Origin of the sequence: Wolbachia endosymbiont (group B) of Melanargia galathea (genome assembly GCF_964030625.1) — a bacterium.
GTDB lineage: Bacteria > Pseudomonadota > Alphaproteobacteria > Rickettsiales > Anaplasmataceae > Wolbachia.
The window spans coordinates 395,530-421,654 of sequence record NZ_OZ034910.1 but is presented as its reverse complement, the minus strand read 5'-3'; the positions used below and the strand labels follow the sequence as shown (position 1 = coordinate 421,654).

The 26,125-nt window shown below is 34.1% G+C and carries 27 protein-coding genes and 2 pseudogenes; 25 read left to right on the top strand and 4 right to left on the bottom strand.

Annotated elements, in window-relative coordinates; genetic code table 11:
* Positions 1–60 precede the first annotated feature (60 nt).
* From AAHF52_RS01930 to AAHF52_RS01855, 16 genes are all read left to right on the top strand, one after another.
* Positions 61–429 carry a head decoration protein gene (locus AAHF52_RS01930; RefSeq protein WP_264376270.1) on the top strand — a complete coding sequence of 123 codons (369 nt, stop codon included), beginning with the start codon at positions 61–63 and terminating at the stop codon, positions 427–429.
* A gap of 37 nt (positions 430–466) precedes the next feature.
* Positions 467–1,471: a major capsid protein gene (locus AAHF52_RS01925; RefSeq protein WP_264376269.1), complete on the top strand. Its 1,005-nt coding sequence runs from the start codon at positions 467–469 to the stop codon at positions 1,469–1,471.
* A gap of 93 nt (positions 1,472–1,564) precedes the next feature.
* Entirely contained in the window at positions 1,565–1,870 is a 306-nt protein-coding gene (locus tag AAHF52_RS01920) for a hypothetical protein (RefSeq protein WP_262986521.1), read from the top strand.
* 1 nt (position 1,871) lies between these two features.
* The gene (locus AAHF52_RS01915; RefSeq protein WP_264376268.1) at positions 1,872–2,378 is read left to right on the top strand and encodes a phage tail protein; all 507 of its coding nucleotides are present in this window, start codon (positions 1,872–1,874) and stop codon (positions 2,376–2,378) included.
* Positions 2,375–2,857, top strand: a complete 483-nt coding sequence (locus AAHF52_RS01910) for a hypothetical protein (protein WP_264376267.1) — start codon at positions 2,375–2,377, stop codon at positions 2,855–2,857. Before AAHF52_RS01915 ends, AAHF52_RS01910 begins: the two co-directional genes overlap by 4 nt.
* Entirely contained in the window at positions 2,844–3,308 is a 465-nt protein-coding gene (locus AAHF52_RS01905; RefSeq protein WP_264375274.1) for a phage baseplate assembly protein V, read from the top strand. The genes AAHF52_RS01910 and AAHF52_RS01905 overlap by 14 nt, the downstream gene beginning before the upstream one ends.
* Positions 3,309–3,563 (top strand): PAAR domain-containing protein, encoded by a 255-nt coding sequence (locus tag AAHF52_RS01900; RefSeq protein WP_264375275.1) that lies wholly within the window; start codon positions 3,309–3,311, stop codon positions 3,561–3,563.
* Positions 3,547–4,638, top strand: coding sequence for a YhcG family protein (locus AAHF52_RS01895; protein WP_264375276.1), 1,092 nt, complete (start codon positions 3,547–3,549; stop codon positions 4,636–4,638). Before AAHF52_RS01900 ends, AAHF52_RS01895 begins: the two co-directional genes overlap by 17 nt.
* A 7-nt stretch (positions 4,639–4,645) precedes the next feature.
* Positions 4,646–4,981: a GPW/gp25 family protein gene (locus AAHF52_RS01890; protein WP_213864022.1), complete on the top strand. Its 336-nt coding sequence runs from the start codon at positions 4,646–4,648 to the stop codon at positions 4,979–4,981.
* A gap of 2 nt (positions 4,982–4,983) precedes the next feature.
* On the top strand, positions 4,984–5,778 hold the full coding sequence (locus tag AAHF52_RS01885; protein WP_213864020.1) for a baseplate J/gp47 family protein: 795 nt from the start codon (positions 4,984–4,986) through the stop codon (positions 5,776–5,778).
* Positions 5,778–6,932 carry a phage tail protein gene (locus AAHF52_RS01880; protein WP_264375277.1) on the top strand — a complete coding sequence of 385 codons (1,155 nt, stop codon included), beginning with the start codon at positions 5,778–5,780 and terminating at the stop codon, positions 6,930–6,932. Before AAHF52_RS01885 ends, AAHF52_RS01880 begins: the two co-directional genes overlap by 1 nt.
* A gap of 168 nt (positions 6,933–7,100) precedes the next feature.
* Positions 7,101–7,805 (top strand): ankyrin repeat domain-containing protein, encoded by a 705-nt coding sequence (locus AAHF52_RS01875; protein ID WP_264376876.1) that lies wholly within the window; start codon positions 7,101–7,103, stop codon positions 7,803–7,805.
* 38 nt (positions 7,806–7,843) lie between these two features.
* The gene (locus AAHF52_RS01870; RefSeq protein WP_342068472.1) at positions 7,844–8,296 is read left to right on the top strand and encodes an ankyrin repeat domain-containing protein; all 453 of its coding nucleotides are present in this window, start codon (positions 7,844–7,846) and stop codon (positions 8,294–8,296) included.
* Positions 8,297–8,300: 4 nt separating this feature from the next.
* A complete protein-coding gene (locus AAHF52_RS01865) occupies positions 8,301–8,735 on the top strand; it encodes a DUF2924 domain-containing protein (protein WP_264339131.1) in 435 nt (144 codons plus the stop codon).
* On the top strand, positions 8,729–10,216 hold the full coding sequence (locus AAHF52_RS01860; RefSeq protein WP_342068471.1) for a recombinase family protein: 1,488 nt from the start codon (positions 8,729–8,731) through the stop codon (positions 10,214–10,216). The genes AAHF52_RS01865 and AAHF52_RS01860 overlap by 7 nt, the downstream gene beginning before the upstream one ends.
* A gap of 131 nt (positions 10,217–10,347) precedes the next feature.
* Complete coding sequence (locus tag AAHF52_RS01855) at positions 10,348–10,473, top strand: hypothetical protein (RefSeq protein WP_010405125.1); 126 nt, start codon at positions 10,348–10,350, stop codon at positions 10,471–10,473.
* Between the two features lie 147 nt (positions 10,474–10,620).
* On the opposite strand, the gene AAHF52_RS01850 is transcribed toward AAHF52_RS01855, so the two are convergent.
* Both AAHF52_RS01850 and AAHF52_RS01845 read right to left on the bottom strand, forming a co-directional pair.
* Positions 10,621–12,579 carry an ankyrin repeat domain-containing protein gene (locus tag AAHF52_RS01850; protein ID WP_214303357.1) on the bottom strand — a complete coding sequence of 653 codons (1,959 nt, stop codon included), beginning with the start codon at positions 12,577–12,579 and terminating at the stop codon, positions 10,621–10,623.
* Between the two features lie 155 nt (positions 12,580–12,734).
* Complete coding sequence (locus AAHF52_RS01845) at positions 12,735–14,174, bottom strand: hypothetical protein (protein WP_264376879.1); 1,440 nt, start codon at positions 14,172–14,174, stop codon at positions 12,735–12,737.
* Positions 14,175–15,144: 970 nt separating this feature from the next.
* Here AAHF52_RS01845 and AAHF52_RS01840 point away from each other — a divergent pair.
* From AAHF52_RS01840 to AAHF52_RS01815, 6 genes are all read left to right on the top strand, one after another.
* Positions 15,145–19,335 (top strand): ankyrin repeat domain-containing protein, encoded by a 4,191-nt coding sequence (locus AAHF52_RS01840; RefSeq protein WP_342068470.1) that lies wholly within the window; start codon positions 15,145–15,147, stop codon positions 19,333–19,335.
* A gap of 80 nt (positions 19,336–19,415) precedes the next feature.
* Positions 19,416–19,562 (top strand): hypothetical protein, encoded by a 147-nt coding sequence (locus AAHF52_RS01835; protein WP_264336560.1) that lies wholly within the window; start codon positions 19,416–19,418, stop codon positions 19,560–19,562.
* A 109-nt stretch (positions 19,563–19,671) separates the two neighbouring features.
* The gene (locus AAHF52_RS01830) at positions 19,672–20,325 is read left to right on the top strand and encodes a helix-turn-helix domain-containing protein (RefSeq protein ID WP_342068469.1); all 654 of its coding nucleotides are present in this window, start codon (positions 19,672–19,674) and stop codon (positions 20,323–20,325) included.
* On the top strand, positions 20,279–20,503 hold the full coding sequence (locus AAHF52_RS01825) for an integrase core domain-containing protein (protein WP_342068468.1): 225 nt from the start codon (positions 20,279–20,281) through the stop codon (positions 20,501–20,503). The genes AAHF52_RS01830 and AAHF52_RS01825 overlap by 47 nt, the downstream gene beginning before the upstream one ends.
* Positions 20,504–20,591: 88 nt before the next feature.
* Positions 20,592–21,443 carry an IS982 family transposase gene (locus tag AAHF52_RS01820; protein ID WP_410541895.1) on the top strand — a complete coding sequence of 284 codons (852 nt, stop codon included), beginning with the start codon at positions 20,592–20,594 and terminating at the stop codon, positions 21,441–21,443.
* A gap of 31 nt (positions 21,444–21,474) precedes the next feature.
* The gene (locus AAHF52_RS01815; RefSeq protein WP_342068467.1) at positions 21,475–21,708 is read left to right on the top strand and encodes a hypothetical protein; all 234 of its coding nucleotides are present in this window, start codon (positions 21,475–21,477) and stop codon (positions 21,706–21,708) included.
* Positions 21,709–21,772: 64 nt separating this feature from the next.
* Here AAHF52_RS01815 and miaB read toward each other — a convergent pair whose 3' ends face one another.
* On the bottom strand, positions 21,773–23,095 hold the full coding sequence (gene miaB / locus AAHF52_RS01810) for a tRNA (N6-isopentenyl adenosine(37)-C2)-methylthiotransferase MiaB (protein WP_342068503.1): 1,323 nt from the start codon (positions 23,093–23,095) through the stop codon (positions 21,773–21,775).
* A gap of 653 nt (positions 23,096–23,748) precedes the next feature.
* Between miaB and AAHF52_RS01805 the strand changes: the two genes are divergently transcribed.
* Positions 23,749–24,541, top strand: a protein-coding gene (locus tag AAHF52_RS01805) for an IS5 family transposase (RefSeq protein ID WP_264685680.1) whose coding sequence is annotated in 2 segments (ribosomal slippage) — positions 23,749–24,012 and positions 24,014–24,541 — 792 coding nt in all. Because the reading frame shifts where the segments join, the coding sequence is not laid out codon by codon here.
* Between the two features lie 27 nt (positions 24,542–24,568).
* Here AAHF52_RS01805 and AAHF52_RS01800 read toward each other — a convergent pair.
* Positions 24,569–25,420, bottom strand: coding sequence for an IS982 family transposase (locus tag AAHF52_RS01800; protein ID WP_410541895.1), 852 nt, complete (start codon positions 25,418–25,420; stop codon positions 24,569–24,571).
* A 105-nt stretch (positions 25,421–25,525) separates the two neighbouring features.
* Here AAHF52_RS01800 and AAHF52_RS01795 point away from each other — a divergent pair.
* Both AAHF52_RS01795 and AAHF52_RS07200 read left to right on the top strand, forming a co-directional pair.
* Positions 25,526–25,999, top strand: a pseudogene (locus AAHF52_RS01795) (IS982 family transposase); the annotation flags it as partial.
* A 19-nt stretch (positions 26,000–26,018) separates the two neighbouring features.
* Positions 26,019–26,124, top strand: a pseudogene (locus AAHF52_RS07200) (transposase); the annotation flags it as partial.
* Position 26,125 lies beyond the last annotated feature (1 nt).

Here is a 26,125-nt window from a genome sequence, read left to right as displayed (position 1 = left end):
GCGTACAACAATTATAAACATGGCGGTAAAACTAAAGGGGAAAATAAATGAGGAAATTTTATGAGTTGTATAAGCGAACAAAATAATCTTGGTGACCTATTAAAGTATGAGGTGTCAAGTCTATATTCAAGAGATCAGATAACAGTAGCAAAGGGACAAAATCTTAAACTTGGTACAGTAGTGGCTCTCGATAAAGATAGCATGGTTAAGATAATAAATCCAACTGCCACAGATGGTACACAAACAGCAATAGGTGCAATAGTAAGTGATGTAAATGCGACAGAAAATGCTAAAGCAGTAATTATTACTCGTGTTGCAATGCTAGCTGATCGTGCGGTTGTGTGGCCAGCAAATATCACTGAAGAACAGAAAGCTGCAGCAATAAAGCAACTTGAAGGACGAGGGATCATTATCCGCAAGGGAGCTTAAAAAAACTATTAAAAACACAAAAGGGGGAAAATAAAAAATGCAAAATCCATTTACAAACACAGCATTTAGCATGACGGCACTAACAAATGCAATGAATATATTGCCGATAAATTATGGACGAGTTGAAAATTTAAATTTGTTTCCAAGTAGGTCAGTAAGATTTAGACATATTACCATAGAAGAACACAACGGAGTTTTAAGTCTATTGCCAACACAAGTTCCAGGAGCACCAGCAACAATAGGAAAACGTGGCAAAAGAAAGGTAAGAACATTTACGGTTCCACATATTCCACATGATGATGTAGTCCTGCCAGAAGAAGTGCAAGGAATAAGGGCATTTGGATCAGAGAGTGAACTGAAAGCGCTGGCAGATGTAATAACTGACCATTTGCAGCTAATGAGAAATAAACATGCAATAACGTTGGAGCATTTGCGTATGGGAGCGCTGAAAGGAATAATTTTAGATGCTGATGGGTCAGAATTACTAAATCTGTACAACGAATTTGAAATAACACCAAAAGTAGTAAATTTTGCACTAGGAACAGCAACAACAGATGTAAAGCGTAAGTGTCTGGAAGTACTCCGGCATATAGAAGATAATCTAAGTGGTGAATATATGACCGGAATTCATGCCTTGGTAAGCCCTGAGTTTTTTGATGCATTAACTTCGCATAGTAAAGTGAAAGAAGCATATGAAAGATGGCAAGAAGGAGCAGCGCTAAGGAATGATATGAGGTCAGGATTTACATTCTGTGGAATAACATTTGAGGAATATAGAGGGCAAGCAACTGATCCTGAAGGAACGGTGAGAAGATTTATAGAAAGAGATACAGGGCACTGTTTTCCAGTAGGAACAGCAAGTACATTTACAACATATTTTGCACCAGCAGACTTTAATGAAACAGTAAATACTCTTGGACAGCCACTCTATGCAAAACAAGAGCCAAGGAGATTTGATAGAGGAACAGATTTACATACACAGTCAAATCCTCTGCCAATGTGCCATAGACCTGGCGTATTAGTAAAAGTCGCTATAGCATAACATACTGGTAGAGTAACAAGTTGGTGAGGCACAGAACGACTCTACCGGTATGCGCTTTCTTAGCATGTAAAGGTTAGTATATCAAAAAGAAATATGCAAGAGAATATTAAGCGATTATTAGAAGATTGTTTTGCCCATTTAGGAGAAGTGGCTTTGTATAAATCAAAGGATAAGTCATACATGGTACAAGTATTAAAGCAACAGCCAGATAAATTATACGAGATTGGTGAAGGACAATTTGTGGAAGAAACTTTAGCGTTAGAAGTAAGTGCGTTTGATGTGTTAAAGCCAATAGTGGGAGATGTTTTTGTTATAGGTGATCGAAGATATAAAGTACACTCACCGCCACTTAGAGACAAGTCTGGAATAACGTGGAAAATAAAAGCGTCTGGGGTGTAAAATGTCTATTCATATAGAAGTTGAGGTAATAGAAAGTGTAAATGCTAAAAGAAAAAAAATAGAATTAGCAATAGTGAGAGCGTTAAACAGAACAGCACTATGGCTAAAATTGAAGACAGCAAAAGAAATTAGTGAGGAAAAGAAGATAAAATTAAGTTTTATAAGAAAGAGATTAAGAATTTTTAAAGCAAAAACAAGCAGATTAGAAGTGTTAATTAGAGCAAATCTCTACGACATTAGAGCATCGACAATTGGTAAAATACAAAAAACAAGAAGAGGATCGAAAGTAGGAAAGCATGAGTTTATAGGAGGATTTGCAGCAGTTATGCCAAAAGGAAATAGCGGTATGTTTAAACGTGAAGGAAGAGCAGCATTGCCAATACAAGAAGTAAAGCTACCACTGGAACCTGAAGGCTCAAGAATAATAAAAGATCTTGTTGATTATGAGAGTGAGAGAGTGTTTGAGAAATACTTTAAGCATGAGCTAAACTATATGTTAAAGATATGACAAAGTTCTGGAAAGATTTACATCAAGCAATTTGTACTAAGTTAAAGGAAGAAATACCGGCTATACAGACATGTGAAATTTATCCATCGATAAGAAAAGAATTATTAGCGCCAGCGTTATTTGTAGAGCTTGTGAGTTTAGAATCGGGAAAAGATCCTGGAACAGAGGAATTAGCGCTGAAAGCAAGATTTGAAGCACGAATTGTGATTGATAGCACAATAGAAAATGCCCCTATTATTGTCAGAACATTAGCTGCTGAGGTTGCGAAAGTAGTAAATAAAAATACTTGGAACGTGAAAAATGTTTCACCAGGAGAATTTATATCAGGAGGAGGAGATGACTTTAGACCAGAGCTCGATGCATATTTAGTGTGGATGGTTGAATGGGTGCATACAATACACGTAGGGCGATCTATTTGGAAAGAAGGAAAATTTATGCCACACAAAATAGAAATCGGTGAAATAAATGTTAGAAAATAATTTTGCAATTTCGGAACTACAGAGGAAAATGGCCAACATTGTTCGTATAGGAGTTGTAAAAGAAATAGATTATGAAAAAGCAAAAGTAAGAGTTAAAATAGGAGAATTTTTAACAGATTATTTACCATGGATAACGAGCAAAGCAGGAAAAGATAGAGATTGGTCTCCACCAGATATCGGTGAACAGGTTATGATATTTTCTCCTTTTGGTGAACTATCATTAGGAGTGGTATTAGGAGGAATATATCAGGAAAAATACTCTGCACCAGAGAATAAAAAAGAAATAAATAGTATAAAATTTCAAGATGGGACGAAGTTTACATATGATAAAGGAAAGCATCATTTAGAGATTGAAGTAGTAGACAAAATAACACTGAAAGCTGGGGAATCGAGCATAGAGATGACGAAGAGCGAAATAAAACTGAAAGCAGATAGAATAAACCTTAATTAAATGAATAAATCGGTTGTACGAGTAGGAGATTATTGTGTAGAAGTAACACCGCATTTTTGCATTAGTGGGAGTAACAATGTTTTTGTAAATGGTAAGCCAGTTTGCCGAAAAGGAGATAATTTTACAGAAGGAAGAGCATTAACTAAAGGGTCAAAAACAGTGTTTACAAATGGCTATAGTATAGGAAGAGTTGGAGATTCAATATCTTGTGGTTCTAAAGTAATAAGTGGTAGTAGTAATGTTTTTTCAGGATAAAAATAAACCATCTGCTATACTTACCAAAAATAAAGTTATGAACATGGATATAACTATTAGCCTATTAGGAGACATTAGTAATTTAATAGATAGAGCAAAGAATCATCTTTCTGTTCAATTCAACTCTACTCTAGTATTGTTAAACTGGGAAATTGGCTCCAGAATTGATCAAGATATTCTAAAGCACAAACGCGCAGATTATGGGAAGCAAATCATCTCCCAACTTGCAAAAGAACTTCAGATTAAATATGGACGTGGGTTTGATAGAGCGTCATTATTTCGTATGGTGCAATTTTCTAAATTCTTTCCTGATCAAGAGATTGTCGCGACACTGTCACAACAATTGAGTTGGTCACATTTTGTAGAAATTATTGCAATTTCTGATGAGCTGAAGCGTAATTATTATATAGAAATGTGTCGTATTGAAAGGTGGAGTGTTAGGGCACTACGTAGTAAAATCGATACTATGTTGTATGAACGTACAGCACTAGCAAAAAAACCTGAAGATTTCATAAGAAGGAGTATAAAAAATTTACGTGAAGAAAATATGTTAGCACCAGAATTCATTTTTCATGACCCATACTTCCTTAGCTTCATGGAATTGCCATCAAGTTATAGTGAGACTGATCTAGAAAATATAATCTTGGATGAATTGACAAAGTTTTTACAAGAGTTTGGGAATGATTTTTGTTTTGTAACACGTCAAAAAAGGATGAGTACTAAAACAACTGACAGGTATTTGGACCTGCTATTTTTTCACAGAGGATTAAAACGCCTTATAGCAATAGAACTAAAAATAGGTCGCTTTGAACCAGCTTATAAAGGACAGATGGAATGGTATTTAAATTGGTTAGATAAAAATGAACGAAAAGCAGGTGAAGAAAAACCGTTAGGGATTATTTTATGTGCTGATAAGGATCAAGAGGATATAGAATATCTTGAACTCGAAGGCTCTAATATTCATGTTGCACAGTATTTAACACAGCTTCCTTCTAAAGAAATTCTTGAAAAGAAGTTAAGAAAGGCTATTTCTATAGCACGTGAAAAACATGCAAGTATTCAGTCAGAGCCATGAAAAATATATGCGAGGAATGGATGCTAAAACGGGAAAAGCTCTTGAAGGAATAGAGCACTTAAAGCAGTCGATAATTGATATACTGACCACTCCTATTAACAGTAGAATAATGAAGAGAGATTATGGGTCAAGACTATTTGAATTAGTAGATAAGCCAATAAATAGAGATTTAACTTTGGAAATCTATTCAGCAGTAGCAGAAGCTCTACAAAGGTGGGAGGAAAGATTTAAGCTAGAAAAAGTAAAAATGACAGAGGTGAAAGAAGGAAAAGTAACGCTTGATCTAGAAGGATTATACTTACCAAGCGGGAAAAACATTCATTTTGATGAAATTGTAGTTTAAAGATGCAGCAGCTAAATATTGTAGAAAAGCCAAATTTCGAGGAAATCTTTTCGAGAATGAAAGAAGAGTTAGTCCGTAGAGATGAAACCTTTTCAGGATTAGTAGAATCGGATCCAGCAATGAAGGTATTAGAAGTAGCAGCATGGAGAGAGTTGTTACTCAGACAAAGGATAAACGAAGCTGTAAAGGGTAATTTACTAAAATTTGCAACGGGAGAAGATCTTGATAATTTAGCTGAGTTTTATGGAGTGGAGAGGCAAAAAGAAGAAGATGATGAACGATTTAGAAAAAGAATTAAAGCAAAAATAGTGGGCTCAAGCACGTGTGGAAGCAAAGAACACTATCGATATCATGCACTGTCAGCAGATAGTAGAGTAAAAGATGCACTAGTGGAATCAACTATACCAGGGAAAGTACAAATTTCAATCTTATCAACACAATTATCCACAACTGGCATAGTGTCAGAAGAGCTACTTGAAATTGTAAGAAAGCAAGTTACTAGAGATGATATAAGAGTTTTAACAGATACAGTAACAGTGATAGGTTGCAATATTACGGAAATAGATATTCACAGCAGAATGAGTATAAGTCCTATAATATCAAAGGAGGAAATCAAGAAGCAGTTTATTGAGAAGTTTGAAGCAAGTAGAAGGTTGGGATGGAATGTTACAAAATCATGGATAATAGCAAACCTATTTGTAGATGGTGTAGAAAATGTGGAATTGATCGAGCCAAGAGAGGATGTTGTGGTGCTAGGTAACGAATGTGCAAATTTGCGAAATTTAAAGATTGAGTAATGCTATTACCCCCAAACGCAACAAAGCAAGAGCAAGCACTGGTTGATGCAACAGATTATAAGGTTGATCCGAGCTGTATCAGAGGATTTAAGTTTAGTCTTAAAGAAGAAACATTGCCTTGGATAATAGAAGAATATGGTTTAGAAGAAATACTGCGCTGGGTAAAAGATAGAAGAAAAGCCGTAATAGAAGGAGTAAAATTTCAAAGACTGAGAGGAACTCCAGCATCACTAAAAATAGCACTAAAATGGGCAAATATAGAAGATATTACAATCATAGAAGAACCACCTGGTAAACATTTTTTCGAGTTGCAAATAGGAATAAAGGATGTCCCAAATGACTTTTTTGTGGATGCAGTAGTAGAACTTGCAAAACTATCATTACCAGCAAGATCAAGGCTAATGAGGATTTTCAATGATCACCATAACGTTGATAGGTTTATTTTAGATGAAAGTTTATTCGGCAGCTTATTGTCAGACTATTCAGGTAGAAAAGTTGAAAAAGATGGACCAGTACTGTCATTTGGTAGAAAGAACACATTTGAGCTAAAAAGCTTAAATCCAAATTTTAAGTTTAGCACTTTTCGGATTCATTATGAGCAAGCATTTAGTAATGACATATATCGATTAGATGTAGCAGTACTTGGAGAAACAGAGCCTCACACAAAGGATTACAAAGGCATCTATGAAAGAAATCATCAATGGTACAATTTAAAAGCACTATATCCATTACCACAGAGTTTATTACCAGAAATTAAGTTTGCCAAAGCACAGATTGTACTGTCAGATAGCTGGAAATTAGGAGAAATAAATGGGTGCTTTCCAGTAAGTAGCGTAGAAGAAAGAGGAAATAAATTTGTATTGGGAAGCGATAAACTTTCAGGGCAATATTGGAATTTAAAACACAAGCCAATTTTAGAAAGGTTTAGCGTTACTCACCACTACAAAATAGAAAACTATACAGATCAGAAGATTACAAAATATGGTTTAGCAGAACACAACGTTTACTATAAAAATGATTTAGAGCAAAAAGACTCAATACACGAGTTAGAAAAGCACATTTTAGTATTTTACCCGGGAGTACTGAAGTGGCATGAACATCGACATTTGCACAGAAGTTGGAAAGATAGTCGAATAATATCTCTAATAAGTTAAGTACTTATATTTAGATCCTCATATATTATATTAATAATAGGTAAAAGTGTATGAAATAAAAAGAAAAGGACTTGCTTTCTCATGCTAAAAAGGACATGACTTGAATAGCGGCAGGTAAATATAAGAAATTTGTCTGGCGCTAGAAAAGCTAATTTTATGAGGTATGAAATGAGTTTTAGCAAGAGTAAGTTTTTTAAAGAAGTATCAAGTAACGGATTTAAAAATATTAACAAAAAAAATGAAGAAGGAGAGACGATCTTGCATCAAGCAGTAGAAATCTCTGATTACAAAACAGTGAGATTATTAATAAAAAAAGGATCAGAGGTAAATGCAAGAGATAAAAAGGGTTATACACCACTACACTGTGCAGTATTTGCGAAAAGCTTAGAAAATGTAAAAGTGTTGCTAAGGTCGGGAGCGGAAGTAAATGCCACTCAATATGTCACTGGATGTACGCCACTACACTCTGCGTGCAAAATAGGAGGAGTTGAAATAATAAAAGAGCTAGTAAAAGCAGGAGCTGAGGTTAATCAACTGAATAAATATGGTGCAACACCAATGTATTACATTTGGGAAAGTGAAAAGTATTGCCTATGTGATAGCAAAGAAAGTGAAAAGGCGAGCAAATTTCTGAGAGAAAAAGGTGGAGTAACAAAAAGTAGAGAACTGACGTGCTATGGAATAGAGAGGCTAGTGGGAGAAATAGCAGACATGTTGAATGGAAGCTACATGCCGGAGCTAAAAATAATAGAGATAGGAGAAATAAGGAAGAGAGACAAATCACTAATAAAGGAAGAATGTGAAAATTTAGCAAGCAAAATAATGAGCCAAGTAAGTGAAATGATAGATGAGGGGGTGAAAAGGAGGGCTTAAAGAAGGGGTTTAAATTCAGAGAAAAGGTGAGGTAGGTCATGAGTAAAAAAGGAAAAGAGGAGTCACTATTAGAGAACTCATTTAAAAATATTTATGCAAGAGACGAGAAGGAACTGCATTATGCGGTAGACGCAAAAACAGTGAAGTTATTAGTCGAAAAAGGAGCGAATGTGAATGCTAAAGATGTAGAAGGATACACAGCACTGCACCTAGCGGTAACGGAGAAACGTCTAGAAATCGTGAGGGAATTGATAAAATCAGGAGGGAATGTAAATGCTGAAGAGTATGGCAATAAATGCACTCCATTGCACCTTGCATGTATGGTAGGAGAAAAAGAAATAGTGGAGGAGCTAGTGAAAGCTGGAGGAGAAATAGAGCAAGCGGATAAATTTGGAATGACAGCGATGGATTATGCGAAAACCAGTAAAGAAGTAACTGAAGTATTGAAGAAAGAAATAGACAGAATTGAAAAGCTATTTATGAAGAGCTGAAAATATGGAGAAAGAAATAGAAAAGAAAGTAATGAATTTAGAGAGAAAACCTTTGGGTGAGCTGAGAAAAATATGGAAGAAGGTATATGGAGAAGAAGCGCCTAGATACTCAAAGAAATATCTGATACCGAGATTAGCTTATAGAATGCAGGAAAAAGCGTATGGAGAAATGTCAAGAAAGGGGACAAAAAGACTAGAGTATCTGGCAGATCGGCTAGAGAAGGGAAAAAGAATAAGTAGCGATAAATTACCAGTAGAGGGGACAGAATTAATATTAGAGAGAGGTGAAGAGACGCATGCGGTAATGGTAACAGATAAGGGTTTAATCTACCGAGAAGAATTTTTCACATCATTGTCAGCAGTAGCCGGAAAAATAATGGGAATGAGCTACAATGGGCCGCTTCTATTTGGAATGAGAGATAAGGAGAAAGAATGCTGAAAGAGGTAAGATGTGCGATATATACGAGAAAATCAAATGAGGATGGACTAGAGCAGAAGTTTAACAGTTTAGATGCGCAACGAGTAGCATGTGAAAAGTACATAAAGAGCAGAGAGGGTTGGGTAATATTGGCCAAAAGGTACGATGATGGAGGTTTCTCAGGAAAAAACTTAGAAAGACCAGCGATAAAGGAATTGTTTGAAGATGTAAAAAAAGGAGAAGTAGATTGTGTAGTAGTATATACGCTAGATAGGCTATCAAGGGAAACAAAAGACAGCATCGAAGTAACGTCATTTTTTAGAAGACATCGAGTAAATTTTGTAGCAGTAACACAAATATTTGATAATAATACGCCAATGGGAAAATTTGTACAAACGGTATTGTCAGGAGCAGCACAACTAGAAAGAGAAATGATTGTAGAAAGAGTAAAAAATAAAATAGCAACATCAAAGGAGCAGGGATTATGGATGGGTGGAACTTTGCCGCTAGGGTATAATGTAAAAGATAAAGAATTAATAATAAATGAGAAAGAAGCGAAAATAGTAGGGCACATATTTGAAAGATATTTGGAGCTGAAGTCAATGGCAGAACTAGCAAGGGAATTAAATAGTCAAGGTTACAGAACAAAATCGGATATCTTTAAAAAAGCAACGGTGAGAAGAATAATAACAAATCCAATATATATGGGAAAAATCAGGCATTATGAGAAAGAGTATGAAGGAAAGCATGAAGCAATAATAGAGGAAGAAAAATGGCAAAAAGCGCAGGAATTGATAAGTAATCAGCCATATAGAAAAGCAAAATATGAGGAAGCGCTGCTTAGGGGAATAATTAAGTGTAAGAGCTGTAGTGTAAATATGACACTGACATACTCAAAAAAAGAAAATAAAAGGTACCGATATTATGTATGCAACAATCACTTAAGGGGAAAGAATTGTGAATCAGTAAATCGAACAATAGTAGCAGGAGAAGTAGAAAAAGAAGTGATGAGAAAAGCGGAGCAGATATATGAAAATTGGAGAGAAAAGACCGAAGAAAAATGGGAAAATTTAAATTTTGGAAAGCAGAAAGAAGTAGTGAAAAAGTTAATAAAAGGAGTAATGATAAAAGAAGATGGAATAGAGGTGAGTTTAGAGGATAAGGTGGAATTTATACCAATAAAAAAGAAAGGAAAGAAATGCACAGTAACTGAGCCAGAAGGCAAAACAAACAATGCACTACTGAAAGCAGTGGTAAGAGCCCATCTGTGGAAACGGCAACTAGAAGAGGGAAAATACGAAAGTGTGAAGGAGCTGAGTGCCAAAATTAATATAGGTACAAGACGTATACAGCAAATTTTAAGGTTAAATTATTTAGCTCCGAAGATTAAGGAAGACATAGTAAATGGGAGACAGCCAAGGGGTTTGAAGTTAGTTGATTTGAGAGAAATACCGATGCTGTGGAGTGAACAATTAGAGAAGTTTTACGGCTCAGCGTCGTAACGTTTATAAAAACAACATGAAAAAACATCGAAAAAAGTATGTGCCAGAAAATTAAAAAAGGTTATTGCAAAAGGAGCTACTACAAAGGGCCACACAAAAAGATGTTGAAATCGATATAGAAGAGCAAATAAATGTTACAAAATCAATTATGTAAAAATATCAATACAAGTGATGAAGATTTTAGCATATTAGGTGCAACAATGGTAGAAAATGATCCAATTTTAGCTGCATATTTTAATAGTAGACCTGGAGTGTAAAAGGCAGCTCAGCCAATTGTATGTCCCATATCCTCATTTTGTAGCCAGCTTAAAAACAATATAAAAGAGTATTCTTAGAAGACATTGGTACAATTTCCTTAATCTATAAATTATAGTAGTTTGTATTTAAATAATAATCTTCAACTTTTATGGCAAACTAGCAATTTTTCCCCTAGAATCAGAAGCCCTTCTTAGCTCTTCACGTCCTACCCATGAATCTTTGTTCTTGTTAGACTCGCTTATTACTTCAGGACGCATTAATCCACCAGATCTAGCAAAAACACCTCGATCTATAGCTTCAATAACCGATAAACCTCCCAATAAGCAATTTTGCCCTATTTCTTCATGACTTGCTATTTCTTCAAATAGATCTTCATCGCTCACTTCTACTCTTATCAATTTTTTATTGTTCTCATCAGGATATAATCTAACTTCTAATTCTCCCAAACTAGTATAGAAAGTTAATACTATACTGCTGCCTTCTGTAAGATCTGTATAATTCCTTATGCCGTTTTCAGTTTTAATTTCTACTTCACTTTTACCGATCTTTACTATATTTCTTCCACAGTTTACCTCTCCATCGGTTAGACCTAAACCCCTTACCCCATCTGTTATCTTTATAATGTCTATTTTACTATCTTTAGAATATTCTAAGTAAAAAACGGAGTTGTCTACTCTTGCATCTTTTAGCTCTCTATTGGTTGCACTTTTTGCGATTTCAATAAACTTATGAGAATTGCTAATATAATCTCTATAAGCTTTTTTTAGGTTAGTTTTATGCTCTTTAAATTCTGATGTCAGTGTGTTAGCATCAACTGTATTACCAAACACTGCCCCTTTTGATACTAATTGACATATTATATTACTAGCAACTTTAGGATTTTTTTCTAATTCACTGATTTTTTTCATCACATAATCGGTAAAAGTGTACTCATTACCTGAAAAGAAATCTTGTGAAAGAGAATAGTTTAATCGTACACCAGACTTTATAGCATCGTTTACAATCTTTTCAAGTTCAGCCATATTTTGAGCTTGAAATACCTTATCAGAAAACCTATTTAACTTCTCCTTTTGATTTGAAGTTAAATTAACGAGTAATTTACTGACCTGTCCTTTCTTTTGCTGACGATAAATAATATTTTTATCATAATCTAATGCTCCTGCTTCTAGAAATATTTTTCTTAACTCTTGAGCAAGATCTTCATTATCCCAAGCAAAACGATCAACATACGAAAACACTTTTGATTCACCCATTCCTTGCCGAATATTTAGCACTACTTTTAGGTCTGAGTCTCTTTTATGCTTACTTAAAAACTCCTTTAAATTTTTAGTGCAGTCTGAATCTAGTACAAGTAAGTCATACAATTCCTTATTCATCTTTTTCTGTTTATCAGTTAAAAATAATTCTTCAATATCATAGCAGAGGTTATTAGTTGCTATTCGTTGTGGAGTTTTGCCCTTTCTACTTGTTATATTAGGGTTAGCTCCTTTCAGGAGAAGAGAGTTTGCATTATCGTAATGACCTTTAGCAGCAGCAAGGTATAGTGGTGTTTTTCCTTTATTATCTTGTATGTTAGGATCTGCGCCTGCTTCTAAGAGTAAATCTATAGCCTGATTTCCTGTGCGACGAAATCCACCAATATTTGCTCCTGCAATCGCATGCAATACTGTTGATTGAGATTCTCCTCTTCTTAGGTTAAGAATTACTTTTAAATCTTTATTGTTTCTATTATCATGTAAAAATTCTTCAAGAGGTTCAGTATTATCAAATGAACCACAGTTAGAAGCTAAACATTTTAGAGCACTAAGTAACTTTTTGTTTAAATTTTTTTGACTTGGCGTAAGATCGTGATCTAGAGCAAACCAAACACAAATCTGTTCACTTAATCCAAGTTTGCTATCTATCAAAGATGATGGTTCATTATAATTTCTAACTGATGGTAAATCTCCTGAGTACCACATATCATTCATCAGTTCATTTAATAAATGCTCTTTAGATGATAAATGTTCTATAATGGATTCATATTCGAAATCATATAGTTCTGATTTGGATTTTGGTTTTAGTAAATTGATGATAGATTTTACTATCCCAGTAGACTCACCCATACTTATCCCTCTAAGCTAAGATATATGATACATTGTATGCGATATGTAACATTAAGTCAATAACCATAATCTTTTTACTACTCACGTCGTTAAGCTTTTGTGAAGTTTTTATGGTGAGTAATATAAGATCTTTAGACAATCAAGCAGTTTAGCATTTACCCTACAGTACGGCTTGTTGTCTGTTTTGAATTTGTTACTATCTCACACCAACTATTTTTTTTCTTTTCATTAGATAAGGTAATTTTTTCAGAAGATTGACGTAGTGTTTCATGTTTTTCAAAATATCCTCGTTTAATCGCATCATGTACTGAATATCCACCAAGTAAGCAATTTTCTCCTATTTCTTCCTTATCTTTTAATTGATCAAGTTTCTTCTTGTCATCGTCACTTATCTTTACTTCAATTTTATTGTTGTCTTTATCACTAGAACGTAGATGAATACTAATCTTTCCTACTTCAGTAGTAAAAGACATTTCAATGCCACCTTCTAAAACGTCTGTATAATTTCTTTTTCCTCCTACATTTTCAACTCTTACTATACTCTTTCCAACATGAAATATATGATGTCTAAAACTTAAATCTTTCACTTTTGGATTATTTATAACTTTTGCAACCTCAACAGTGCTATCTTGCGAATATTTTACATAAAAATATCCATTATCCATTTCTACGTGTAAAGCTTTGCCTTGGGCACTACTGTTTATAATACCTTCATCTGCTACACTTTTTAGCTTGTTATCGATTTCTTCACGTTCTGCAAAAATCTCATAACTGAACCCATAAGTTGCATACAATAACTTATCATCATAAAAGGAACTGCATTTTACTCTTCCACCTTTTAATAGTAAATTACTCATGATATTGCGTATAATACCTATATTTTTATCATCTGATACACCCTCGTAGGCAGGAATATCTCTTATTCCCTTAGAAACTAAACTTGTTATAGTCTCACTATCGTCTGATAAACTCTCATAAGGTGGTAATCCCTTATGCTGTCGTATTCTATCAGGGATATTTCTTATTTCCTTAAAAATTAAACTTGTTATAGTATACTTATCATCGTTATATTTTGAATTGAGTCTTATCCCTTTTTGCAAATATTTATTTGTTATGCACTCTATACGCTCTAAAGCAGTGTTTGTAAAATTTTCATGCTTATCCCTATAACCTTGATCATTTTTTGTTACTACATCTTTTAACTCTTTACGAAATTCATCAATTAGACTTCTCTCACTTTCAGTCAGTAGTAGATCTAACTTAATTAAAGCAGAGTCTCTTGGACTAATAGAGTAATTTTTCCAATATAAATCACTATCATCAGTTTCACTCTGATACGACAATGTATGTTTTACACATGTGTCAACAGCCTCCCTAGTTTCATGTCTCTGATCAAGGTCATAACATTCCGAACGATTACTTATTCCTTGAACAAACAAACTATAATCATCTAAATCTGTTATGTCATCTTCAGGCGTTGGTTCCTCATTGCTATTACGCTCAATTTTTGAATGCCATGGCTCAGTATTTAATTCCTCTCCTAGCTTTTGTTCACTGATAGATTCTACAACATATTTTACTGACTCTGTATCCATACTACCTCCTAGCCTAGATATAGAATATATTATGTACAATATATAATATTGGTCAAGCTAATTTCAACACAATCTTTTTACTACTCATATTTTTGTTAAGTTTTTATGGTGAGTAACAATGGAGTATGTAGATAGGTTAAAAGTTGCTTATGACTGCAAATTTGAGCTAATTTTACTATAGATTAAAATAGTTAAGACCTATATTTGATATCACTATTATTAAGAGCGTGATGGATTATGCTTTAAAGGAGTACGGAAACTGCTGAAGTTTTTACAGCAAACCTGTATGGAGCAACTTCAGCAGAATAAACAAACACATGCCAGTATTAGTAGAGAATTATTTATAAGTCAATTAACTTTTTCAAAAAATATTTTAGTGAAGATACCATGCTAGCTAGTGTTATAAACAATTCAATTGTTTACTCCTTCAAAAAAGATCGTATATTTTTGAGAACAAGTTGCGTAAAAATAAGGTTATAAAAATAGAAGATTTAAATTATTTCCATAAGCTTAGGCAAAACAGTTCGTATGTATATATGGATAAAATGGGCTAATATGGCTAGTTTTAGCGTATAGCAAAGTCAGAATACAAAAAAGTTCGTATGTATCGCGCGGTAGACCAACGCATCCCAAAACAAACTCTTCTCTCACTGGCTAATTTTGGTTGTTAAAAATGGCTGCAATATTTAAGTTATTAGTGATGTATATTATTAAGCTAATGATAGTTTATTTGAAAGTACAAAGAGAAATTTATGGTAGTTTTCTACTTTAACTAGAATAAAATTCTTCTGATTCATACCTCCCATTTTATGAAAATATTCCTAACTTTTCCGCTACTTTTTCTTGTCAAGGTCAATTCTTAAGAAGGGCTATAAGTTATTGCGTGACGATATAACCTAGAGAATTTCATCCATAATTTTCCGATTATTAATAACTTTGCTATAAGAATATAATTTTGAAGGGGTGTAGGATGAGCGATTTAAGCAGAAATATAAATGATGAATTACTTAAGGCTGCTAAAATAGGTAGTACTGATGAAGTAACCCGTCTAATAAGTGAAGGAGTAAGTGTTAATGCAGTAGATGATAAAGGAAAGACTCCTTTACATTTAGCTACTGAAAAAGGTCATAAAGAGATAGTAGAGATCCTATTAGAAAAAGAAGTGGATGTTAATGCAAAAGATGTCTATGGATGGACGCCTTTAAGTTTGGCTATTCAAAATGGTTATAAAGAGATAGTAGAGATCCTATTAGAAAAAGAAGTGGATGTTAATGCAAAAGATGTCTATGGATGGACGCCTTTAAGTTTGGCTATTAAAAATGGTTATAAAAAGATAGTAGAGATCCTATTAGAAAAAGAAGCGGATGTTAATGCAAAAGATGATAAAGGAAATACTCCTTTACATTTAGCTGCTGAAAAAGATCATAAAGAGATAGTAGAGATCCTATTAGAAAAAGAAGCGGATGTTAATGCAAAAGATGCTGATGGATGGACGCCTTTAAGTTTGGCTATTAAAAATGGTTATAAAAAGATAGTAGAGATCCTATTAGAAAAAGAAGCGGATGTTAATGCAAAAGATGATAAAGGAAATACTCCTTTACATTTGGCTGCTGAAAAAGATCATAAAGAGATAGTAGAGATCCTATTAGAAAAAGAAACGGATGTTAATGCAAAAGATGATAAAGGAAATACTCCTTTACATTTAGCTGCTGAAAAAGATCATAAAGAGATAGTAAAGATCCTATTGGACAAAGGGACAAATGTTAATGCAAAAGATGTTGATGGAAAGACTCCTTTCGGTTTAGCCACTAATGAAGAAATAAAAGCTCTATTGCAAAACACAGATGAATTACTCAAGGCTGCTAAAATAGGTAGTACTAATGAAGTAACCCGTCTAATAAGTGAAGGAGCAAGTGTTAATGCAGTAGATGATAAAGGAAATACTCCTTTACATTTAGCTGCTGAAAAAGATCATAAAGAGATAGTAAAGATCCTATTGGACAAAGGGACAAATGTTAATGCAAAAGATGTTGATGGAAAGACTCCTTTCGGTTTAGCCACTAATGAAGAAATAAAAGCTCTATTGCAAAACACAGATGAATTACTCAAGGCTGCTAAAATAGGTAGTACTAATGAAGTAACCCGTCTAATAAGTGAAGGAGCAAGTGTTAATGCAGTAGATGATAAAGGAAATACTCCTTTACATTTAGCTGCTGAAAAAGATCATAAAGAGATAGTAGATGCTCTACTAGAAGTAAAAGGGATTAATGTTAATGCAAAAGATGATAAAGGAAATACTCCTTTACATTTAGCTGCTGAAAAAGATCATAAAGAGATAGTAAAGATCCTATTAGAAAAAGAAGCGGATGTTAATGCAAAAGATGATAAAGGAAAGACTCCTTTACATTTGGCTGCTAAAAAAGATCATAAAGAGATAGTAGAGATCCTATTAGAAAAAGAAACGGATGTTAATGCAAAAGATGGCTATGGTAATACTCCTTTACATTTAGCTGTTATGAATGGCTGTTCAAAGGTGATAGAACAGCTTGTAGGGTCACCAGGTTTTGATCTTAATATAAAAAATAATTATCACTGTACTCCACTAAATTGTCCTCTTAAAATTTACTCATACGATAAATTAGATGCAGTTGAAATTTTAATTAAAGCTCTATTAAATAACGAGATTGATGTTACAGGCTCTGCCGATAGTATTTTAAGTTGGGCTGTAAAATTAGGCTACTCAAATATTGTTAAAGAACTTATCAAGCTACCAGGTATCGATGTTAATCAATTAGATATCCTTTTTAGTGATGGTGGATTTCCTCTATATCTTGCTGTTAAGGAGAACAAGATTAGTATAGTCAAAGAACTATTAAAGGTACCAGATATTGATGTTAACAAACAGCAAGTTCTGTATCGCATTGATAGACCAGAAAGTTATGGTTATAATCCTTTAAGTTTGGCTATTAAAAATGGTTATAAAGAGATAGTAGAGATCCTATTAGAAAAAGAAGTGGATGTTAATGCAAAAGATGGCTATGGTAATATTCCTTTACATTTAGCTACTAAAAAAGATCATAAAGAGATAGTAGAGATCCTATTAGAAAAAAAAGCGGATGTTAATGCAAAAGATGTTTATGGATGGACGCCTTTACTTTTGGCTGTTATTTATGGTCATAAAGAGATAGTAGAGATCCTATTAGAAAAAAAAGCGGATGTTAATGCAAAAGATGTTTATGGATGGACGCCTTTACTTTTGGCTGTTGAAAATGGTCATAAAGAGATAGTAGAGATCCTATTAGAAAAAGAAGTGGATGTTAATGCAAAAGATGGCTATGGCAATACTCCTCTACATTTAGCTGTTGAAAATGGTTATAAAGAGATAGTAGATGCTCTACTAGAAGTAAAAGGGATTAATGTTAATGCACAAGATGTTCATGGAAAAACGCCTTTACATTTAGCTACTGAAAAAGTTCATAAAGAAATAGTAGAGATCCTATTAGAAAAAAAAGCGGATGTTAATGAAAAAGGTGCTTATGGATGGACACCTTTAAGTTTGGCTATTCGAAATGGTTATAAAGAGATAGTAGAGATCCTATTAGAAAAAAAAGCGGATGTTAATGCAAAAGATGGCTATGGCAATATTCCTTTACATTTAGCTGTTGAAAATGGTTATAAAGAGATAGTAGATGCTCTACTAGAAGTAAAAGGGATTAATGTTAATGCACAAGATGTTCATGGAAAAACGCCTTTACATTTAGCTGTTGAAAATGGTTATAAAGAGATAGTAGATGCTCTACTAGAAGTAAAAGGGATTAATGTTAATGCACAAGATGTTCATGGAAAAACGCCTTTACATTTAGCTACTGAAAAAGTTCATAAAGAAATAGTAGAGATCCTATTAGAAAAAAAAGCGGATGTTAATGAAAAAGGTGCTTATGGATGGACACCTTTAAGTTTGGCTATTCGAAATGGTTATAAAGAGATAGTAGAGATCCTATTAGAAAAAGAAGCGGATGTTAATGCAAAAGATGGCTATGGCAATATTCCTTTACATTTAGCTGTTGAAAATGGTTATAAAGAGATAGTAGATGCTCTACTAGAAGTAAAAGGGATTAATGTTAATGCACAAGATGTTCATGGAAAAACGCCTTTACATTTAGCTGTTGAAAATGGTTATAAAGAGATAGTAGATGCTCTACTAGAAGTAAAAGGGATTAATGTTAATGCACAAGATGTTCATGGAAAAACGCCTTTACATTTAGCTGTTGAAAATGGTTATAAAGAGATAGTAGATGCTCTACTAGAAGTAAAAGGGATTAATGTTAATGCACAAGATGTTCATGGAAAAACGCCTTTACATTTAGCTACTGAAAAAGTTCATAAAGAAATAGTAGAGATCCTATTAGAAAAAAAAGCGGATGTTAATGAAAAAGGTGCTTATGGATGGACACCTTTAAGTTTGGCTATTCGAAATGGTTATAAAGAGATAGTAGAGATCCTATTAGAAAAAGAAGTGGATGTTAATGCAAAAGATGGCTATGGCAATACTCCTCTACATTTAGCTGTTGAAAATGGTTATAAAGAGATAGTAGATGCTCTACTAGAAGTAAAAGGGATTAATGTTAATGCACAAGGTGTTCGTGAAAAAACGCCTTTACATTTAGCTGTTGAAAATGGTCATAAAGAGATAGTAGATGCTCTACTAGAAGTAAAAGGGATTAATGTTAATGCAAAAGATGTTCATGGAAAAACGCCTTTACGTTTAGCTGCTGAAAAAGATCATAAAGAGATAGTAGATGCTTTTAATGAAAAAATAAAAACTCTATTAAAAGAATCAGGATCAGAAACTACAAATCAAGGAGCTGATAAAATTGTAAGCTTAGAAAGCAAAACACTACAAGCACAACAGGGAGCTATTAATGCAGGACAAGAAACACAAACAGAAGAACAGACGAGCTCTTTTTTTGCCAATTTATTTAGCATAGTTATGAAGCCTTTTTCTTTAATAGGATCATTTTTCAGTGGATTCTTCTCATGGTTATTTGGTTTTAACACTGATGAACCTGTCTCACAATCTGATGATAATATTTATTCATCTGAATCTAATTTATTTGACGATAATAGTTATGATGCAACGCATATGAGTTTTATGGAGTAGCATGATATGTATTAAACAAGACTTGATCTGATACTTTAAAAAAGTAAGTTATAAAATAAAAAAAGAAAGGAGTGTTAGATATGAGTACGATACAAACAAAAATACTAAAACCAAAGTTAGGGTTATTATACCAAAATCCATTACTGACCGAACAAATAAGAAACATTACAAACTCGTTTAATAGTAGTACTGGAAATATTGACAATAAAATCATGTGTGATTCATAGAGGTTATTACAGCAAAAATGTAAGATAAAATAAAAACTTTGACTTGTGATAGTTTAAATACCTTATTACAATAATATGAATAAATTCATCAACAAGAGGCAATCAGTAAATGGATACCAAAGTTAAGTTGCGTCTGAATTGGATAGAATTATACAAAAAATTAGGTCATGCAGGCAAAGTATGTCAACACTATAACATTTCACGCTTTACCTTACGAAAATGGTACAAACGTTATGAAAAGCTAGGTGAACAGGGATTGTCAAACCTTAGTAGCAGGCCTAAAACTTTACCCTTACAAAAAATCAACAAGTCAAATGAACAGCTCATTCTTCATCTGAGAAAAGCTAGAAAATTAGGAGCAAGACGTATTCAAGCTGAATTAAAGCGTTTACATGATATCTCTTTTGCATTGGCTACTATACACAAAGTTTTGAAGAAACACGATGTAAGTCTTTTACGTATTAAGCGCCACTATCGCAAGCAGATTAAGCGTTATAACTGCAAAGTGCCAGGAGAGCGTGTACAAATGGATGTTTGCAAAATATCTTCGGGGCTTTATCAATATACTGCTATAGATGATTGTACGCGTTATAAAGTTATCGCATTATACTCAAGGCGTACTTCAAAAAATACTCTGGATTTCCTAAAACAATTAAGGGAAAGGGCTCCATTTCATTGTCAAAGGATTCAGACCGATAGAGTTTTTTGCTTACGAAGTGCAAGAGTGTCTAAAAGAATGGAAAATAAAATTCCGTCCAATTAAGCCGTTTTCCCCACATTTAAATGGTAAAGTAGAAAGAGCGCAGCGTACAGATTTAGATGAATTTTATAGTAGCGTTAACATTAAGGATTATGAATTGCAAGTCAAGCTTAGGGATTGGGAAGAATATTATAATAAACAACGTCCTCATAGCTCTCTTCAGACCCCAACTATGGATTAAATAAAGAGATAAAAGTGCAGCTAAGAAGAGGAAAACAGGGTAAGCTCAAGTATTTTATCAATAATTAAGAGGTTACCCATGAAGAAAGATATTTTACTGTTGCGTCGAGGATTTTTGTCGCACAGTCGATGATAATTTTGCTAATATGCTCCTATCAAAAGGAAGAAAACCCACTAGAATACCGGGAATTACCACTTCGGAAATTCTCACCATAATTCTATTATATCATCAATCCCCTTGCAAAAGTTTCAAAGCTTTTTACTTACTTTATCTGCCACTTTATAAATCTGAGTTTTCTAAATTGCCAACATATGACCGATTTATCGCTCTTAAATCACGGGTTTTATGGTATTTAGCATTACTTTTGCAATGGTTCTGCAAACAAGCAAAAATGACAGGTATTGCCTACATAGACACTTCTACAATCGCTGTTTGCCACAAAAAAAGAATCTCCAAGAACAAAGTTTTTGATGGTTTGGCAGAAATTAGTAAGAGCACATATGGTTGGTTTTTTGGCTTTAAATTGCACTTGGTAATTAATGAAATTGGAGAAATTCAAGCACTTACTCTAACCAAAGGTAACGTTGATGACAGAAAACCTGTGCCAACTCTCACTAAAAGACTGACCGGACTTTTGTTTGGAGATAAGGGCTATATAAAGAAAGAGCTCTTTGAGAAACTCTTTGATAGAGGCCTAAAACTCGTCACTAAAGTAAAAAAAGGTATGAAAAACGTACTCATTTCACTTAAAGAGAAGATTTTACTAAGGAAAAGATCGATTGTTGAGACTGTTTTCGACTCCTTGAAAAACAAATTTGAGATTGAGCACACAAGACACAGATCGCCAACAAATTTCCTAATTCATGTTTTTTCTGTTCTGATTTCCTATTCCATGCAGTCGAAAAAGCCCTCTATTTCTATGCCTTTCTTTGCTGGCTAATCCATAGTTGGGGTATTTATTGAGGTTGAAGATGAATAAATACAATAACAGTTGGCCTTACCAGAAATTTCATGATGCTAACAAAAGCAATAGTAAAAGCAGCGTTATTTGGAGATCGCTTTCTTATGAATATAATAATTCTGGAAAGGTTGAAAAAGTACACTATCAGTGGGAAAAGAAAAAAAATCCCGCAAATCTATTATATCAAGTCTCATATGATTGCGTAACAGAGAGTTGTAGTCCCTTAAGGATTAAATCTAGATAGCTTATAAACTTATAAAAACACACAAAGTGCTTCTACATGAGACCATGGGAGCACTTTTCTCTAATTAGGCAGCGCATCCCAACAAACTATTTTGCCGAGCTTCCAATATCCTTACATTTACTATTTTATCTTTGTATTTATCGTCAGGATCATCAACGCATACTGATTGCATGTATGGGCTTTTACCAATAATTTGATTTTGGTGTTTACCTTTTTTATCACTGAATAGAACAGGAATAGTTTTTCCTATCATACTCTGATTAAATTCAAGTTGTTGCTTGCTAATTAATTCCTGTAAACGAAGAAGACGCTCTGTTTTAACCTCTTCTGGTACTTGATCTTTTCTTTCCGCCCCTGGCGTTCCTGGCCTTGGGCTATATTTAAAACTATAAGCCTGAGCGTACTTTACTTTTTCTACTAACTTCATAGTTTCCTCAAAATCTTTTTCAGTTTCTCCAGGAAAACCAACAATAAAATCAGAAGAAAATTCGATTTCAGGTTTCAATTTGCGCAATCTGTCTATTATTCCCAAATATTCCTCTGCCGTGTGTTTTCTATTCATTGCATGCAATATTTTATTCGAACCTGACTGCACAGGTAGGTGAACAAACGGCATGAGTTTTGATTCCTCCGCATGTGCCAAGTAGAGAGATTCGTGCATATCTCTTGGATGAGAAGTTGTGTAGCGGATTCTTTCTAGCTTTTCAATTTTAGCAATGTGACTAATTAACTTTCCTAAATCCCACACTTCTCCTTCGCACTCCCCATGATAAGCATTGACGTTCTGACCAAGTAAAGTAATTTCCTTTGCTCCGTTTTTAACCAAATTCAATGCTTCACGAAATATTTCATTTACTGGTCGTGAGTACTCAGCCCCGCGAGTGTAAGGCACCACACAAAACGTACAAAATTTATCACAACCTTCTTGTATAGCAAGAAACGCAGAAGACCCTTGATTATTGCCATAACATTCATCCGGCAATTTATCAAACTTTGCAACTTCTGGAAAATCAGTATTTATTATATGACCTTTACTTCTACTTGCTTTGACTATCAACTCCGGTAAAGCAGGAATACTCTGCGGACCAACAACAATATCAACAAAAGGAGCCCTTCTGAACACTTCTTCTCCCTCTGCTTGCGCTACACATCCAGCCACCACTATAGTAATTTCCTTATTTTTTTGTGATGAATGAATCCTTCCAAGCTCTGAATAAAGTTTTTCTGCTGCCTTCTCTCTAATATGACAAGTATTTAATATCACCAAATCAGCTTGTTCTGCATCACTCACAACACTGAACCCTAGAGGCTTAACTATATTCTCCATTAAAACAGAGTCATAAACGTTCATCTGACAGCCGTAAGTTTTAATGTATAGGCCTTTCATATTAAAATTCTTCATATAAATCCTAGCAAATTATATGAAAAACTGGATTCCAGTACAACAGCCAATAAAGATTGCTTGACAAACCTTCTCGCTTTCCTTACTCTAACAGTAGGGGTATTTTAAGAGCTCAAAAATCTATCTCAGTCTGCAGACTTTTCAGTCAATTTCTCAATAAAAAGTGTACTCTTCGGTTTATACTGTAGTATGTGCGCTGCATTTTCTTTCTAATCTTTCAGGAGGATTTTATGTCCAGAATTCCAGATACTTAACCTTTATTCTTAAGCTAAAAACCGATTGGTACCTATGGTTTTTATAAAGAAAGTGCAAAAAATACTTTAAAGAATATGAAATAAAGGTAGAAAAGGCTTAAGTAGCCAAAAACTGTTTCCAGGCATAAATTTGTCATGTATACCAAAAAGTAATTACACTAATATAATATTCACACTTATATACTAATATAGATATAATACTAATTAAAGAGCATGTTATGCAAGAAGAAGTATCAGATTCTGCAGATGCTCTTTATCAAAATAAATGTGATTCCTTTCGAGTGACACTCTCCTATATCTTTCTTTAGGTTATACAGAAGTCTAAGAGCCTGTACGCGATCTCTGAATATGGTAAGATGAGGTATAGTTGATATGAGGTAAACTATGAGGAATACATATCCAAGTGACATAAGTTGTGAAAAATTCGAAAAGATTAGACTAATTTTAGAAAGCGTGCGAAAGAAAACAAAGCCAAGAAGGCTGGATTTATATGAGTTATTTTGCGGTGTGCTTTATGTGCTAAAAAGTGGCTGTCAATGGCGAATGCTGCCAAAAGAGTTTCCAAAATGGCGCAATTGTTATGACTATTTTAAAAAGTGGAGTGAAAAACCAAACGGAAATAAAGAAAGTATTTTGGAGCGTGTATTAAAAAAAAATAATTGGCGTGGTCCGACAAAACAATGGTCGGAAAGAAAAAACTAGCTTCTGCATAATTGATGCTCAAAGTGTTAAAAATACAGATACTGCTGAAGAAAAAGGCTATGATGCAGGTAAAAAGATTTCAGGAATAAAACGCCATATAGCAGTTGATACTCAAGGTTTACCACATGCAATTTATGTAACAACTGCAGGAACAACTGATCGCAGCAGTGCTGTGAAGATGGTCGATAATGCAAAAGAAAACCTCTCTGGAGTAAAAAATATACTGGTTGATGCAGGCTATACAGGAGAGAATTTTGCAACTCAGATAAAAGATATTATTGGTGCAACTGTTGAAGTAGTAAAGCGGAGCGAATTACACACCTTTGCTGTATTGCCGAAAAGATGGGTTGTTGAGAGATCTTTTGCTTGGTTAGAAAAATGTAGAAGATTGTGGAAAAATTGTGAGCGAAAACTCAATACCAGCCTACAAATGGTCGTTCTGGCTTTCACTGCTTTGCTTCTAAAAAGATTATGAACAGGCTCTTAGAACCCCAACTATGGATTAGCCAGCAAAGAAAGGCATAGAAATAGAGGGCTTTTTCGACTGCATGGAATAGGAAATCAGAACAGAAAAAACATGAATTAGGAAATTTGTTGGCGATCTGTGTCTTGTGTGCTCAATCTCAAATTTGTTTTTCAAGGAGTCGAAAACAGTCTCAACAATCGATCTTTTCCTTAGTAAAATCTTCTCTTTAAGTGAAATGAGTACGTTTTTCATACCTTTTTTTACTTTAGTGACGAGTTTTAGGCCTCTATCAAAGAGTTTCTCAAAGAGCTCTTTCTTTATATAGCCCTTATCTCCAAACAAAAGTCCGGTCAGTCTTTTAGTGAGAGTTGGCACAGGTTTTCTGTCATCAACGTTACCTTTGGTTAGAGTAAGTGCTTGAATTTCTCCAATTTCATTAATTACCAAGTGCAATTTAAAGCCAAAAAACCAACCATATGTGCTCTTACTAATTTCTGCCAAACCATCAAAAACTTTGTTCTTGGAGATTCTTTTTTTGTGGCAAACAGCGATTGTAGAAGTGTCTATGTAGGCAATACCTGTCATTTTTGCTTGTTTGCAGAACCATTGCAAAAGTAATGCTAAATACCATAAAACCCGTGATTTAAGAGCGATAAATCGGTCATATGTTGGCAATTTAGAAAACTCAGATTTATAAAGTGGCAGATAAAGTAGGTAAAAAGCTTTGAAACTTTTGCAAGGGGATTGATGATATAATAGAATTATGGTGAGAATTTCCGAAGTGGTAATTCCCGGTATTCTAGTGGGTTTTCTTCCTTTTGATAGGAGCATATTAGCAAAATTATCATCGACTGTGCGACAAAAATCCTCGACGCAACAGTAAAATATCTTTCTTCATGGGTAACCTCTTAATTATTGATAAAATACTTGAGCTTACCCTGTTTTCCTCTTCTTAGCTGCACTTTTATCTCTTTATTTAATCCATAGTTGGGGTTCAAAGGGTTGGCAAAGATTGGAAAGACTACCTATGGGTGGTTTTTCGGTTTTAAACTACATCTAGTAATCAACGAAGCTGGGGAAATTCAAGGGGTTACGGTGACAAAAGGCAACATTGATGATAGAAAACCTGTGCCAAATTTAACTCAGAAATTGACTGGATTATTGTTTGGAGATAAAGGATATATCAAAAAAGATCTTTTTCACGAATTATTCGATAGAGGGTTAAAGCTTGTAACCAGTATAAAAAAGGGTATGAAAAACTCATTAATGGCGCTAAATGAGAAGATTTTGTTAAGAAAAAGATCGATTATTGAGACAGTTTTTGGCTCTCTGAAAAACAACTTTGAGATTGAGCACACAAGACACAGATCGCCAACAAATTTCCTAATTCATGTTTTTTCTGTTCTGATTTCCTATTCCATGCAGTCGAAAAAGCCCTCTATTTCTATGCCTTTCTTTGCTGGCTAATCCATAGTTGGGGTTTAAAGAGAAGATTTTACTAAGGAAAAGATCGATTGTTGAGACTGTTTTCGACTCCTTGAAAAACAAATTTGAGATTGAGCACACAAGACACAGATCGCCAACAAATTTCCT